13 protein-coding genes are annotated in these 14,313 nt (G+C 68.6%); 11 read left to right on the forward strand and 2 right to left on the reverse strand.

The features are described 5' to 3' along the window. Nucleotides 1–21: 21 nt before the first annotated feature. Entirely contained in the window at nt 22–4,023 is a 4,002-nt protein-coding gene (locus ACQXVK_RS04510) for a DUF6049 family protein (protein WP_430852855.1), read from the reverse strand. 124 nt (nt 4,024–4,147) lie between these two features. On the opposite strand from ACQXVK_RS04510, the gene ACQXVK_RS04515 reads away from it, so the two are divergent. From ACQXVK_RS04515 to ACQXVK_RS04545, 7 genes are all read left to right on the forward strand, one after another. Beyond that, entirely contained in the window at nt 4,148–5,584 is a 1,437-nt protein-coding gene (locus ACQXVK_RS04515) for a CCA tRNA nucleotidyltransferase (RefSeq protein ID WP_430852856.1), read from the forward strand. Nucleotides 5,585–5,745: 161 nt separating this feature from the next. Continuing rightward, nucleotides 5,746–6,117 (forward strand): 30S ribosomal protein S6, encoded by a 372-nt coding sequence (rpsF, locus tag ACQXVK_RS04520; protein ID WP_022907088.1) that lies wholly within the window; start codon nt 5,746–5,748, stop codon nt 6,115–6,117. A gap of 3 nt (nt 6,118–6,120) precedes the next feature. After that, nucleotides 6,121–6,687 (forward strand): single-stranded DNA-binding protein, encoded by a 567-nt coding sequence (locus tag ACQXVK_RS04525; protein ID WP_022907087.1) that lies wholly within the window; start codon nt 6,121–6,123, stop codon nt 6,685–6,687. A 47-nt stretch (nt 6,688–6,734) separates the two neighbouring features. Next, the gene (gene rpsR, locus ACQXVK_RS04530; RefSeq protein ID WP_017887834.1) at nt 6,735–6,992 is read left to right on the forward strand and encodes a 30S ribosomal protein S18; all 258 of its coding nucleotides are present in this window, start codon (nt 6,735–6,737) and stop codon (nt 6,990–6,992) included. Nucleotides 6,993–7,006: 14 nt separating this feature from the next. Next, nucleotides 7,007–7,459: a 50S ribosomal protein L9 gene (rplI, locus tag ACQXVK_RS04535; RefSeq protein ID WP_144711708.1), complete on the forward strand. Its 453-nt coding sequence runs from the start codon at nt 7,007–7,009 to the stop codon at nt 7,457–7,459. 588 nt (nt 7,460–8,047) lie between these two features. Beyond that, nucleotides 8,048–9,415 (forward strand): replicative DNA helicase, encoded by a 1,368-nt coding sequence (gene dnaB / locus ACQXVK_RS04540; RefSeq protein WP_402266088.1) that lies wholly within the window; start codon nt 8,048–8,050, stop codon nt 9,413–9,415. Nucleotides 9,416–9,525: 110 nt separating this feature from the next. Further along, nucleotides 9,526–9,783, forward strand: a complete 258-nt coding sequence (locus ACQXVK_RS04545) for a hypothetical protein (protein WP_430852857.1) — start codon at nt 9,526–9,528, stop codon at nt 9,781–9,783. A gap of 34 nt (nt 9,784–9,817) precedes the next feature. Here the strand turns inward: ACQXVK_RS04545 and ACQXVK_RS04550 are convergent, their stop codons facing one another. Continuing rightward, nucleotides 9,818–10,318, reverse strand: a complete 501-nt coding sequence (locus tag ACQXVK_RS04550; protein ID WP_430852858.1) for a DUF4396 domain-containing protein — start codon at nt 10,316–10,318, stop codon at nt 9,818–9,820. A gap of 205 nt (nt 10,319–10,523) precedes the next feature. Here ACQXVK_RS04550 and ACQXVK_RS04555 point away from each other — a divergent pair, with 205 nt between their 5' ends. From ACQXVK_RS04555 to ACQXVK_RS04570, 4 genes are all read left to right on the forward strand, one after another. After that, nucleotides 10,524–10,979 carry a hypothetical protein gene (locus ACQXVK_RS04555; protein WP_430852859.1) on the forward strand — a complete coding sequence of 152 codons (456 nt, stop codon included), beginning with the start codon at nt 10,524–10,526 and terminating at the stop codon, nt 10,977–10,979. Between the two features lie 108 nt (nt 10,980–11,087). Then, entirely contained in the window at nt 11,088–11,684 is a 597-nt protein-coding gene (locus ACQXVK_RS04560; protein WP_430852860.1) for a DUF305 domain-containing protein, read from the forward strand. 380 nt (nt 11,685–12,064) lie between these two features. Continuing rightward, nucleotides 12,065–12,778 carry a M23 family metallopeptidase gene (locus ACQXVK_RS04565; RefSeq protein WP_430852861.1) on the forward strand — a complete coding sequence of 238 codons (714 nt, stop codon included), beginning with the start codon at nt 12,065–12,067 and terminating at the stop codon, nt 12,776–12,778. Between the two features lie 517 nt (nt 12,779–13,295). Beyond that, entirely contained in the window at nt 13,296–14,300 is a 1,005-nt protein-coding gene (locus ACQXVK_RS04570) for a hypothetical protein (protein ID WP_430852862.1), read from the forward strand. Nucleotides 14,301–14,313 lie beyond the last annotated feature (13 nt).

The following is a 14,313-nucleotide window of genomic DNA, read 5'->3' on the forward strand; positions in this document are numbered from 1 at the left end:
TCCGTGCCACCCGGGAAGACGTCAGCGACCGAGGCGCTTGCGCAGGATGTCGACCGCGCCGCGGATCTCGCCGTTCTTCGCGACGACGAGCCCGCCGAAGTACACGGCCACCATCACGGCGCCGGTGAGGGCGATCGTGATGAGTGCGCCGGAGACGTCGGACATCGCGAACCCGTCGGCCGAGAAGCCGCCGAAGAAGTTCACGACGACGAGCCCCACGACACCGGCGATGAGGGCGGCGATGACGAACTGGACGTGCGACCGGGTCACGATCGGCCCCTCGATGCCGTCCAGGCGCTTCCGGACGAGCACGAGCGCGATGATCGTCTGCACGGTCCCGGCGACGGTCGTGCACACCGCGATCGAGACACCGATCACGTTGCCCGGGAAGGTCGCGACGGCGAGGGCCCCGATGACGAACAGCACGGACTGCACGCACTGCATCAGGAACGGCGTGCGGTGGTCGTGCAGGGCCCAGAACACCCGCTGGATGATGAAGAGCATGCTGAACAGCACGAGACCCGGCATGTAGGCCCACAGGACCTGGGCCATCGCCTGCGTGTGGTCGAACCGGTTCTCCCAGATCCGAGCGAAGGGCATCGCGAGGACGATGAGCGCGACGCTCGCGAACACGGTGAACAGGCCGACGATCCGCAGCGAGAGCGAGAGGTTCCGGCGCACCGCTGCCAGGTCGCCGCGCTCGGCGTCGTGGCTCATGCGCGTGAAGTACGCCGTCGCGATCGAGACCGCGATGATCGAGTGCGGGAGCATGAACAGCAGCCACGTCGTGCCGAGGGTGGCGATGCCGGCACCACCGGCGAGCGATGCCACGCGCGACTGCACGATGCCGGCGAGCTGCGTCACGAGGATCATCGCGAAGAGCCACCCGGCGGCCGTCCCGGTGGAGCGGAGCCCCACCCCGCGCCAGCGGAAGTCCGGTCGGAAGGTCAGTCCGGCACGCCGCCAGAAGAACGGCAGGAACGCGGCCTGCGCGAACACGCCGAGCGACGCGCTGCCGGCGAGGACGGCGATCTTGACGGCCGTCCATCCCTCGGTCGAGGAGTTGACGTCGCGTCCGCCGAACAGCGCGATGAAGACGATCAGGCCCGCGATCGCGATGACGTTGTTGATGAGCGGCGCCCAGGTGAAGGGTCCGAACACCTGCTTGGCGTTCAGGACCTCGCCGAGGAGCGAGTACATCGCGTAGAAGAGGATCTGCGGCAGGCACCAGAACGCGAAGGCGACGGCGAGGTCTGTCTGCGCGGGCGTGAAGCCCTTGCTGTCGCCAGACGCCTGCTGGCTGTAGACCCACACGAGGAACGGTGCGAGGAGCGTCGCGACGATCGTGATCACGACGAACACCGACCCGCCGAGCGTCACGATCTTGTTGACGTAGGCCACCCCGCCGTCCGTGTGCTGCTTCATCGATCGGACGATCTGCGGGATCAGGACGGCCGACAGCAGGCCGCCCGCGATGAGCGCGTAGATGTTGTTCGGCAGCTGGTTCGAGATGCCGAAGGCGTTCGCCGCGTCGGAACCGGTGTTGCCGATCGCGAAGGCGAGGACGAAGGTCTTCGCGAAGCCGAGGACGCGCGACAGCATGGTTCCAGCCGCGAGCATCGCGCTCGCGCGGCCGAGACTGCGCTCGGCCACCGGCTCGGCGTCGACCGCGGGCTGGGGCTGGGTGGTGCTGATGATCGGCTCCTCGGGGTCGGCTGACGGTGCGTCGCGCACCGCGGTGTCGGACTGGAGGAACGGTGCACGTCCGTCTCGCGACGACGCGGCCGGCAGGGCCTCGCCACCGACCACCGGCTGGACCTCGAGCGGACGGTTCGGGTCCTCGTCGTCAGCGTCCACGTCGCCGTTCCGGCGACGACGGCGCTTCCGGATGCTCCGGACGATGCCGAACCCGAAGATCGCGACGAGGGCCACCGCCGCGGCTGCGGTGATGACCGTCTCCCACTGGGCCTGGACGTTGAGCTCGACCGTGGCGGGGGTGGCGATCTTCACGCCGGTCGGGCTCGTGAGCGACAGGGTCAGGTTCACCTTGCCGTTCGCGACCGACTGGACCGGCACGGTGGTCCGGGTCGAGGAGTCTGGCTGGATCTTGACCTCGATGTCGTTCCGCACGATCCGCAACGCCGAGTTCGACGGCTGCACGGACAGCAGCACCGTGACCGGGTAGTCGGAGCGGTTCCGGATCGAGATCGGGAGCGACGACCGGTCACCGAGCAGGGTCAGGCTGCTCGAGTCCGGGATGCTGATCTGCGCGGTCTTCCCCGCCCAGTTCGCGAGCTGGGCGTCGATCGCGGTCGCGAGGCCGGATGCGTCGTCCCGCCAGGCGTTCGACGCCAGGGCGAGCAGTCGGAGCCGTGCCGGTGCGGTCAGGTCGGTCGGAGTGTCGAGCGCGGACGCGAACCCGGCGAGGTCCTGCTCGCCGTCGACCAGGCGGTCCAGCTGGTCGGTGCGGGCGTCGCCGTTCGTCCCGGCCGCGAGCGTGAGGGACCCGGCGGTGGCGGAGGCCGTCGTGGACAGGTCCGCCGGCGCGACCCAGGCGGTGTCCTCGAGCGCGTCGAGGGCCTGGCTGAGTCGCGTGGAGTTCGTCGGCCAGTCGCGCCCGAGGGTCAGCAGGATCGGCGCCTCGGCCGTCCCCGCCCGCGCCGAGGTCGCGAGCGTCGCGGTGAGCTCCGACATCGCCGTCGACCACTCCTGCTGGTTCGACGCGGTGGCGGCGGTCCGGAGGAGAGCGGACATCGACTGGTCGGACACCAGGACGTGCTCGCTGCCGATCCGCTCGGAGGCGGCGATGGTCGTGTCGGCGCCGGCGGAGGTGTTGCCGCTCGACACGATCGTGGTCGTGGAGCCGGCCTTGGCCAGTGCCGGCAGGTCCGCCGCGGCGACGGTGCCGTCGGACGGCCACGCGATGCCGTCCATCGAGTACGGGAAGTCGAGCAGCGAGGCGGTCGTGGGCAGCGTCGCCGGTGTCCCGTCGTCGGTGCCGGGGTCGGCCGTGGGCTCGTCGCTCGGCGTGCTCGTCGCGGACGGGTCGGCCGTCGGGCTCGTGGCGTCCGCCGTCGGGGTCGGGGTCGGTGTGGACGCCCCGGGGAAGTTCTGCTCCTTGATCTCCTGGTCGAGGGAGATCGGTGCGAGGATCCCGTCCGACCCCGCCTGTCGGAGCCCGGTGACGTCGGCGTCGGCGTACGGCAGGGCGAAGGTCTCGTTGCGGAGCGACTCGAGCCGGCTCAGCCACGCGATCGCCGAGGACGGCGCGTTCTCGCCGAGGATGCGGATGGAGGCGATGATCCGCGGGTCGATGGCGACCGCGACGTTGTGGTTCTCGGCGGCGTCGAGCTGCTGGGTGAGCGTGCCGTCGACGGCGGTCGTGGCCGCCAGGGTGCCCGCGGACAGCAGCCCCTGGTTGGTCTCCGGGACGGTGATCGGCATCGCCACCGAGACGCTGACCGGGGTCTGGTCGGACTCGGGGTACCAGGTGATCGCGGACCGGGCCACGGCGTAGGTGTCGCCGGCCGTGTACTCGGCCGCGATGCGCCGCGCACCGAACGAGGAGTACCCGCCGAGCGCGACGTTGCCCGCGACGATCTTGACCGAGCCGAGCGTGACCGAACGGTGCGCGGGGACCGCCGGGACGTCCACGGAGTCCATGGGGGCTCCGAGGTAACCGGTCGTGCTGGTGTCGGCGAGCCAGTCCGAGAGAACGTCGCGCGTGCTCACGGAGCGGAAGATGTCGAGCTCCGCGGTGCCGGCGGGGACGTCGGCGTCGGTGTCGTTCGTGACCGTCACCGAGAGCTCGAGCTCCTCGTCCCGCTGGACGATCCCCCGGTTCGCCGGAGCGATCGAGATGGTGGTCTTGCCCGCCGCGGCGGCCGCGGGGTGCGCCGTCCGGGTCGTGGTCGACGAGACCGTCGTGGCGTGGGCGCCGTCGACCGCGGCGGGCGCGACGACGAGGCCGAGCGCGACGAGGGCCGACGCGGCGGCGGCGAGCGTGGTGCGGAAGATCTGCATGCGAAGGGGCCCACTGGGTCGGTCCGGGCCGTCCACGAGTGTATGAGGCCAGACCATGAACGCTCCCGTGCGCGCGGACGTTGTGGAGAACTCGGGCCTTCGATCTGGGAGGATGAGGACCGTCATGCAGTCCGTTGCCCAGGCCGTCGAGCGACTCGACGCACTCGCCGCCACCGAGCCCGTCGCCCTCCTCGCTCGGGCCTTCGCCGACGCCGGACACGAACTGGCGCTCGTCGGGGGACCCGTCCGCGACGCCTTCCTCGGTCGTGCGGTCACCGACCTCGACTTCACCACCGACGCCCGCCCGGACGACATCCTGCGGATCGTCGAGCCGATCGCGAACAAGACCTGGGACGTCGGTCGGCAGTTCGGCACCATCGCCGCGCGGGTGGCCGGCGAGCAGGTCGAGATCACCACGTACCGCAGCGACGTCTACGACGGCGAGACCCGCAAGCCCGAGGTGGCGTTCGGCGACACCATCGAGGACGACCTGCTCCGCCGGGACTTCACCGTCAACGCGATGGCGCTCCGCCTGCCCGCCCGGGAGCTCGTCGACGTGCACGGCGGCGTCGAGGACCTGCTCGCCGGACGGCTGCACACGCCGCAGGCCGCGCGGGTGTCCTTCCGCGACGACCCGCTGCGGATGATGCGCGCGGCCCGGTTCACGGCGCAGCTCGGCTTCACCGTCTCGGACGAGGTGCGTGAGGCCATGACGGACCTGGCCGGGTCGATCGACATCGTGTCCGCCGAACGCGTCCGTGACGAGCTGGTGAAGCTGCTGGGCACCGACGCGCCGGTCGACGGCATCCGACTCCTCGTCGACACGGGTCTGGCCGAGCGGTTCCTGCCGGAGCTCCCCGCGATGCGGCTCGAGATCGACGAGCACCACCACCACAAGGACGTCTACGAGCACTCGCTGACCGTGCTCGAGCAGGCCATCGGGTACGAGGCCGAGCGGCACGCGGGCGAGGCGCCGGACACCGTGCTCCGGCTCGCCGCCCTGCTGCACGACATCGGGAAGCCGGCGACCCGCAAGCTCGAGCCCGGCGGCGCCGTGAGCTTCCACCACCACGACCTGGTCGGCTCGAAGCTCGCGAAGAAGCGGCTCCGTGCCCTGCGGTTCGACAACGACACCCTCGCCGCCGTGTCGCGCCTGATCGAGCTGCACCTGCGGTTCTTCGGCTACACCGAGGGTGCCTGGACCGACTCCGCCGTCCGACGCTACGTCCGGGACGCGGGCGACCAGCTCGAGCGGCTGCACGAGCTGACGCGCTCCGACGTGACCACCCGCAACCGCCGGAAGGCCGACCGGCTCGCCTTCGCGTACGACGACCTCGAGGACCGCATCGCGGAACTCTCCGAGCAGGAGAAGCTCGACTCGATCCGGCCCGACCTCTCCGGCGACGACATCATGCGCATCCTCGACATCCCGCCGGGCCGTGCCGTCGGCGAGGCGTACCGCTTCCTCCTCGAGGTGCGGATGGACGAGGGGCCCCTCGGTCCCGACGACGCCGAAGCGCGCCTGCGCGACTGGTGGGCTGCCCGCGACGCGACCGCCTGACGGGCGCGAGCGGTTCTCCACAGGCGGTGGCGCGCCTCCAGGCCGTCCGCTAAGCTTGCCGGGTTGTCCGCGCACGCACTCTGCGCTGCCGGGCACATGCATCAACCCTCCTGCCCCGAGAACTGCTCGGGGCCGCTGAGACCAGAGGAGGTGGGTTCCGCATGCACCAGTACGAACTGATGGCGATCCTCGACCCCGAGATCGACGAGCGCACCGTCGCTCCCAGCCTGGACAAGTTCCTCGCTGTGATCCGCAACGACGGTGGCACCGTCGACAACGTGGACGTCTGGGGCCGTCGTCGTCTCGCCTACGAGATCGCGAAGAAGTCCGAGGGCATCTACGCCGTCGTGGACTTCACGTCCACCCCCGAGGCCGCCAAGGAGCTGGACCGTCAGCTCGGGCTCTCCGAGGCCGTGCTCCGCACGAAGGTCCTCCGCGCTGAAGAGGGCATCGCGCAGGTCGCCGCCCAGAAGCAGCGCGACGAGGCCCGCGCGGCCCGCAAGGCCGCCAACGCGACCGCGAGCGCCGAGTAACCCGTGGCCGGCGAAACCGTCATCACGGTGGTGGGCAACCTCACCGCGGACCCGGAGCTGCGCTACACGCAGAACGGGCTCGCCGTGGCGAACTTCACCATCGCGTCGACTCCTCGCACGTTCGACCGTCAGGCGAACGAGTGGAAGGACGGCGACGCGCTGTTCCTCCGTGCGAGTGTCTGGCGCGAGTTCGCCGAGCACGTGGCGGGCTCGCTGACGAAGGGCTCGCGCGTCATCGCGCAGGGTCGCCTCCGTCAGCGCTCGTACCAGGACCGTGAAGGCCAGCAGCGCACGAGCATCGAGCTCGAGGTCGACGAGATCGGCCCCTCGCTCCGCTACGCGACCGCGCAGATCACCCGTGCTGCGGGTGGCTCCGGCGGCGGTCGTGGCCAGGTCGGCGGCGGCAACGCCCCGGCGGGCAACGGCGGCAACGGCGGCGGCTGGAACAACGGTGGCGGTCAGTCGGACGCGCCCTGGTCCCCCCAGGGCGGCCAGCAGGGCGGCAACGCACAGTCGAACGACGTGTGGAGCACCCCGGGCGGCACGTACGACGACGAGACCCCGTTCTGATCCTCCGCGGTTCAACGGACACAACTTCCACTTCTTAAGGACAAACAATGGCTGGAAAGAGCACCGGCGACCGCCGGAAGCCTCGCGGTAAGGGCGGCAAGAACGCCGCTCCCGCGAAGTCGATCAAGGTCGGCGTCATCGACTACAAGGACGTCGCGACCCTTCGCAAGTTCATCTCGGAGCGTGGCAAGATCCGCGCCCGTCGCATCACCGGCGTCTCCGTCCAGGAGCAGCGCCTCATCGCCCGTGCCGTGAAGAACGCCCGTGAGATGGCGCTCCTCCCCTACGCCGGCTCCGGCCGCTGATCGGAGGTCGACACATGTCGAAGCTCATCCTCACCCACGAGGTCTCCGGCCTCGGTTCCGCCGGTGACGTCGTCGACGTCAAGAACGGCTACGCCCGCAACTACCTCATCCCCCAGGGCTTCGCTGTCGCGTGGTCCAAGGGCGGCGAGAAGCAGGTCGAGTCGATCCGGGCCGCGCGTACCGCGCGCGAGCTCGCCACCATCGAAGAGGCTCAGGACCTCAAGATGAAGCTCGAGAACGCGACCATCAAGCTGACCGTCAAGGCCGGCAAGGACGGTCGTCTGTTCGGCTCCGTCCGTCCGGGCGACGTCGCTGACGCCGTCCAGGCGCAGGGCGTCGGCTCGCTCGACAAGCGCAAGGTCGAGGTCCCCGCGACCATCAAGACCGTCGGTGACCACGAGGCCACCGTGCGTCTGCGCGAGGACATCACTGCCGTGATCTCGCTCCAGGTCGTCGCCGCCAAGTAACACTGGCTGCGGTCTTCCGCTCACGACGGGCGGGTCTCCTCCGGGAGGCCCGCCCGTTGTCATGTCCGCGGGCTGTCCCCGCCGCGGTGGGCTGCTTCCGCCGTTTCGGTGGGCTGCGCCAGGCCGGGAGGCGCGGGTCGTCCCGCGCTGAGCGGTTACCTCACAGACGGGGTCGCGCTTGCTGGGAACCGGTTGGGAACGTTCTCCTCAGGTTCCCGTTTGTCAACCGTTTTTACACAGCCGAAACGATCGAAATCGCAACCTTCAATGCGTACTTGAACCCCACTTCTCCACACATGGTGTGGAACGGGAAATCCCAGGTCAAGTGGTCGAAAGTGTGTTCCCCATGCCGGTTGTCCACATACCTCTCCACAGTTGTCCACACAGCACCCCGGCGTGTTCCGCAAGCTCTCCACAGAGTTATCCACAGGGCCGTTTGCTGGGGATAACTCTGTCCCCGTAGCTTGGCCCAGCGACTCGGCGATGTCGGTCGCCCGGGGTAGAACAGGGGCGGTCGGTTCGTCCGCGCCGCCCGCCACGACGGTCGGTCGGTTCGTCCGTGTCCGCCGCCAACCAAGAGGAGCAAGTGTGTCGATCGCGCATCTCGAGCCCGCGCCGCAGGACTACGCGGAGCGTGGTGGCGCAGAGCGGACTCCCCCGCACGACATGCTCGCCGAACAGTCGACCATCGGCGGCATGCTCCTGTCGAAGGACGCCGTCGCCGACGTCATCGAGACCGCTCGCGGCGTCGACTTCTACATCCCCAAGCACGAGGTCATCTTCGACGCGATCCTCTCGCTCTACTCGCACGGCGAACCGACCGACGTCATCGCGGTCACCGACGAGCTGACCAAGACCGGTCTGCTGTCCCGCGCCGGCGGCGCCGAGTACCTGCACAGCGTCACGAGCATGGTGCCCACCGCCGCGAATGCCGGCTACTACGCCGCGATCGTGGCCGAGAAGGCCGTGCTCCGTCGGCTCGTCGACGCCGGCACGCGCATCGTGCAGATGGGCTACGCGTCCGAGGGTGAGGTCACCGACCTCGTCAACAGCGCCCAGGCCGAGGTGTACAACGTCGCCGGCGGTGTGCAGACCGAGGACTACGTCCCCCTGACCGACGCCATCTCCGCCGCGCTCGACGAGATCGAGGCCGCCAAGGGTCGTGACGGGCAGATGACCGGTGTCCCGACCGGCTTCGCGCAGCTCGACGGCCTCACCAACGGCTTCCACCCCGGGCAGCTCATCATCATCGCCGCCCGCCCGGCCCTCGGGAAGTCGACGCTCGCGCTCGACCTCTGCCGCGCGGCCGCGATCAAGCACAACGAGACCGCCGCGTTCTTCTCCCTCGAGATGGGCCGCGCCGAGATCGCGATGCGTCTGCTCTCCGCCGAGTCCAGCGTGCCGCTGCAGAACATGCGCAAGGGCACCGTCGACTCCCGCGACTGGACGACGATCGCGCAGACCCGCGGCCGCATCAACGACGCCCCGTTCTTCATCGACGACTCCCCCAACATGACGCTCGTCGAGATCCGAGCGAAGTGCCGTCGCCTCAAGCAGCAGCACAACCTCCGCATGGTCGTCATCGACTACCTGCAGCTCATGACCTCGGGCAAGAAGGTCGAGAGCCGCCAGCAAGAGGTCTCCGAGTTCTCGCGTGCGCTGAAGCTCATGGCGAAGGAGCTCCAGGTTCCGGTCGTCGCGCTGTCGCAGCTGAACCGTGGTCCCGAGCAGCGCGCCGACAAGAAGCCCCAGATCTCCGACCTGCGTGAGTCCGGGTCGATCGAGCAGGACGCCGACATGGTCATCCTGCTGCACCGTGAGTCGGCCTACGAGAAGGACAACCCGCGTCAGGGTGAGGCGGACCTCATCGTGGCGAAGCACCGTAACGGGCCGACGGACACCATCACGGTGGCGTTCCACGGGATGTTCTCGCGGTTCGTGGACATGCCGCAGTAGGCAGTCGTGTTGTCGTCCGCCAGCTAACTTGTCCTACTGCCACGTAGCGTGTCCTGAAATACGGAGTTGGACAGGGTGTTTGGCAGCGCGGACAGCCACGTCGACTAGTGATGGTCCTCGCCGGCTATGCCGTCGAACTGCTGTTCACCCCGCTGGGCCTCGTCCCTACGAATCGGCATCTGAGCATCGTGGCGACCTCTATCAGCTGGAACTACACCACCTGGCTCAACATCGTGTTCCTGCTGATCGCGGCGTTCCTGCTGGCCGTGTTCATCCGCAGCGGCTCCTGGTCGATGCTGCGGATGATGAAGGGCGCACCCGACAACGGCGGCCACGACCACCCCGCACACGAACACTCACACGCCTGACCGCGCGCCGCGATCGAGTTGACTAGCGGACCAGTCAGTGGTGTCCGTGGACGACGGCGTGCCCGAGGCCGCGGCTGATCATCCACCGGTTCACGGGCGTGGTGATCACGAACGCGATCGCGAGGGAGAACAGCAGCGCCGTCCAGAACAGCCAGTCGCTGAGCTGCGCGTCCATCGCGCCGGGGATCGCAACGATGACGCTGTTGTCGATCAGCTCCATGACCGCGATCGACACGGTGTCCGCGGCGAGAGCGACCTTGAACGCAGCGCCGAGGCTCAGACCCGACTTGATGACGCCGCGCATGGTGAGGGCGTAGCCGAAGATGAACGCGAGGACGATTGACAGGACGATCGTGCCGGCGTTGTGGAAGCCGGCAGCGGTGCCGATGATCATGCCGAGGACTTCACCGATCGCGCAGCCGGTGAGGCAGTGCAGCGTCGCTTGCGCCGCCATCGACCACGTCGTCGCCCCGTGCCCCCCGCTGTGGCCGGCGTGCTCGTCTCCGCTCATCTGATGGTGCTCGTGCGTGTCCATGCTGCTCCGATCCGACGCGGCTGACGCCAACAGTCCACATATACCCCCAGGGGGTACTATGCGCTGTAACGCTGAAACTCCGCGCGATGTTCCCGGTTCGGCCGGTCGCGGCGGGTTCGGTGTGAATCCGGGCAATGAGTTGCCGTCGCTCGTCGGGGTACCGCACCATAGAAGCGCTCACTCCACCCGTCTGCTCGAAAGACTGATGCTCACCACCACCACCTCACCGCGTCGCCGGCTGCTGTTGCAGGCAACGGCGACCCTGGCGTTGCTGCTGCTGGTCGGGTTCACGGTCCTGATGCACACGATGGCCGGGCACACCGCCGGCCACGAGCACTCGATGGCGACTCCCGCGATCACCGCCGAGCACGGCCACGTCGCGGCCGCCGGCCACGGCGAGCACGTAGCTCCTGCGACTGCGGTGCTGACGGTCCTCACCGACGCGGGCTGCGACAGTGGCCTGTGTGCGCTGATGTGCTCGTTGATGGGGATGGCGTGCGCGCTGACGATCGCGCTGTTCACCTGGGCGCTGCTGCGTGCACGGACCGTCGGCATCCTCTACCTGCTCGCGCGGCTGCTCGCGCTGGCTGACCGGCTGCCGCGCCGCATCGCGGCACCGAAACCGCCATCACTGACGGCGTTGCAGATCATCCGCATCTGATCCGCCCCCAGCGGGATCCCACCCCCGATGGGTGGCCTCCGCATGCCCAGATCCGGGAGGCGTCCGCCTGGCCGGAACACCTGACGCATTCACGGGAACGGAAAGATCATGCACACCACCACCACGCGTACGCTCGCGATCGCTGCCGCACTGACCCTCGGCCTCACCCTCGCCGGCTGCTCCACCAGCAATAGCGGCTCCGACACGGGCTCCTCGTCCTCGTCGACGGCGGCTGCGTCGGCGCACAACGACCAGGACGTGATGTTCGCGCAGATGATGCTGCCGCACCACAAGCAAGCGGTCGAGATGAGCGACATGCTCCTGGCCAAGGGCTCCGGCGTCGACATCGACGTCGCCACCCTCGCGAAGCAGATCAAGGCCGAGCAGTCCCCGGAGATTAAGCAGCTCACCAGCTGGCTCAAGGGTTGGGGCGAGCCGGTCGAGTCGGAGCACTCCGGGATGGGGCACTCCATGTCCGGGATGATGTCCGACTCCGACATGAGCGACCTCGACCAGGCGTCCGCGAAGGACGCCGGGAAGCTCTACCTCGAGCAGATGGTCCAGCACCACAAGGGCGCCGTCGACATGGCCAAGACCGAAGTCGACAAGGGCAAGAACACCGACGCCGTCGCGATGGCGAAGTCGATCGTGTCCAGCCAGACCGAGCAGATCACCCAGATGCAGGACATGCTCGCGTCCCTCTAAAACCCCGGCGTGGGTCGCGGCAGGCTCCCCCCCTTCCCGCCGCGGCCCACGACCGGCCCCACCTTCTCCTCCTGCTCGACTCGCGTTCGGGCACCCCACGTTTCGGCCCGACGGCCCACCCCTCCTGGAGCCTGCCCGTGCCTCAGCAGCACCCCCAGACCCCCACGATTCCCGCACCTCGGACGCGCCGCGAAGCCCTCGCCGCCGAACGCGCCGCCGCAGTCCCGACCGCCAGCCGCACCCGAACCACGACGACCACTGCCGCTGCCCGGCTGGCGCTGCGGCCACTGCCGACCGTCGCGGCTGTACCCGTAACACCGGCCCGCTCACTGCGGTCGCGCGTTCTCGCCGCGGTCCCAATCACTGGTGCCGCGGCCGCGATGGCGCTGTTCACCGCTGCCGCAGCGCTGCCCGCGCAGGCCACGACCGGCCCCGCAGCAGTCGTGCCCGGCGTCGCTCCTGCCACCACCGGGCAGAGCTTCACCGCGTCCGGGCTGGCTCTCGCGGTCGACCGCGACGGGTACACGATCACCAAGCCGACCCCGAAGCCCGTCATCACCAAGACAGCAGCCGCCTCACGGGCCGCGTCAACCGGGGGCGCACCGGCCTCGACGAAACAGAGCGTTCCCACGACCACGGGCGGCACGATCGTGAACACCGGAACCGGCGACATTCGCTGGCCCATCGCCGGAACCATCACCGTCAGCTCACCGTTCGGTCCGCGAAGCGCCCCGTGCGCGACCTGCTCGTCCATCCACCAGGGCGCGGACCTCACCCCCGGCGCCGGCACCCCCATCGGAGCTGTCGCTGCCGGCACTGTCCGAGTGTCGACAACGCACCCCGAGTACGGGCAGTACGTCATCATCGACCACCAGATCGACGGTCGCCTCGTGTCCACCCTGTACGCGCACATGATCTTCGGCTCCTCGCCGCTCCGACCAGGCGACACCGTCGCCGTCGGGCAGCTCGTCGGCCTCGTCGGCAACACCGGAGCGAGCACCGGCGCGCACCTGCACCTGCAGGTCATGCCCGGCGGCACCACACCCATCGACCCGATCCCGTGGCTCACCGCCAACGCCGGACGAACGCTGTAGCATCTGGCCCCAGTGATGTCCGGCCAACCATCGGTTATCGGACACCTAGTCGTGCCAAGGCAGCGTAGCTTCGGCTCATGTTCGCAGCAGGAGCAGAGGGTTGGTGGTGGGGCCTGCTCATCCTGCCGGTCGTCGTAGCAATCGGCTTCTACCGGGATCGCCGCAGCCGGCGGAAGTGACCGCTGGCCGATCGTCCATCGAGACTCGGCTTACATCAGGACAAGCAATCTGGCAGTAGCACCGGACACCGACCCCGTGGCGGGAGCGTCGCCGCGCCAGCCCCGGACAGGCTGGCCGGCGGCCGACACGTGTCGGCCGCCACCTGAGATCTCCGCACGCCACTTCAAATCTCCACAGGGGTTGTTGCGGAGGTTCGAAGTGGCGGTCCGACGGCTAGTTGTGAGGAGCGCGCGTGGTGTTGTCGAGTAACAGCAAGCCTCTGCCCTCGTTCCCGGCTTCGGTTCCGATCGGCTCGGCGGATGCAGACGAGCCGGGCGTGGCCGCTCTGGAGTCGCGAGTGAGCGAGCGCACCCGCTCCCAGTACGAGTCGCACGTGAGGAGGTTTCGCCAGTGGCAGGGCACCCTGCGAACTGATGTCGACGAGGGCGCTGGCGAAGGGCCCATCAGCGTCGCTGATCTCGTCGACTATCTGCAGCACGAAGCTGCACGGATCAATCGGAACGGCGATTGGGCCGTCTCTGCCAGCACGGCGCGTGGCTGGGTCGACGCGATCGACCACCTACACAGGACACGAGGTTGGCCGCCACCCGGCACATCGGAAGTGGTGCAACGAATCCTCCGTGGGCTCGCCGCCGAACGAGAGCCGCGAGAACAGCTCCGGCATCCCGTGATGCTCGAGGACCTTCGCACGATTCTTCGAACGTGCCTCGCTGATGGAGATCGGGCGCAGCTTCGTGACTGGCGCGACGCAGCCATCCTCTCGTCCGCGTGGTTGTCCGGGCTATCGGCCAAGAATCTCGGCGAACTGCGTTGTGCGGATGTGATCACTACTGGCGAAGGAATGGCCCTAAGGGTTCCCTCCCGGGAGGGGTCCACGAAGGGTGCTCGGGTCGTCGCTCTTCTACCGCGCAGCGTCAGCAGCGCGTCGTGTGCGGCGTGTTTGATCAGTCGCTGGATACATCTCCTCCAGCCAAGAGAGCCGATATGTCATCAGCTCGAGGCTCGCGTACCCCTGACCGAGGGACACTTTTGCAATGGCGCGGCGCTGCAGTCAGAAGTCGACTTCGGAGCGCTGTTCCGCGTGATTCGCGGGAATCGAATAACGGCTCACGCACTGTCGGACGATGCAATCAGGAAGGTGTTCTCGCATCGAGCGCACCAAGCAACCTTGTCGGAGGCTGGGCTTGCGTTCGGATCCCTTCGCCTCGGGTTCATCGCGGAGGCGGTCAAGGCTGGGACAACTCGGGCGGAGATCATCGCTCAGATTGGTGACTCCCCCTCGGCGGTTTACACGCGCTTTCATCGAGAGTTCAAGCTCCCCGCCTTCAAATTGGACCTCTGAGCGGGGCGCGAAA

It is taken from the genome of Curtobacterium sp. AB451 (assembly GCF_050585845.1).
Lineage (GTDB): Bacteria > Actinomycetota > Actinomycetes > Actinomycetales > Microbacteriaceae > Curtobacterium.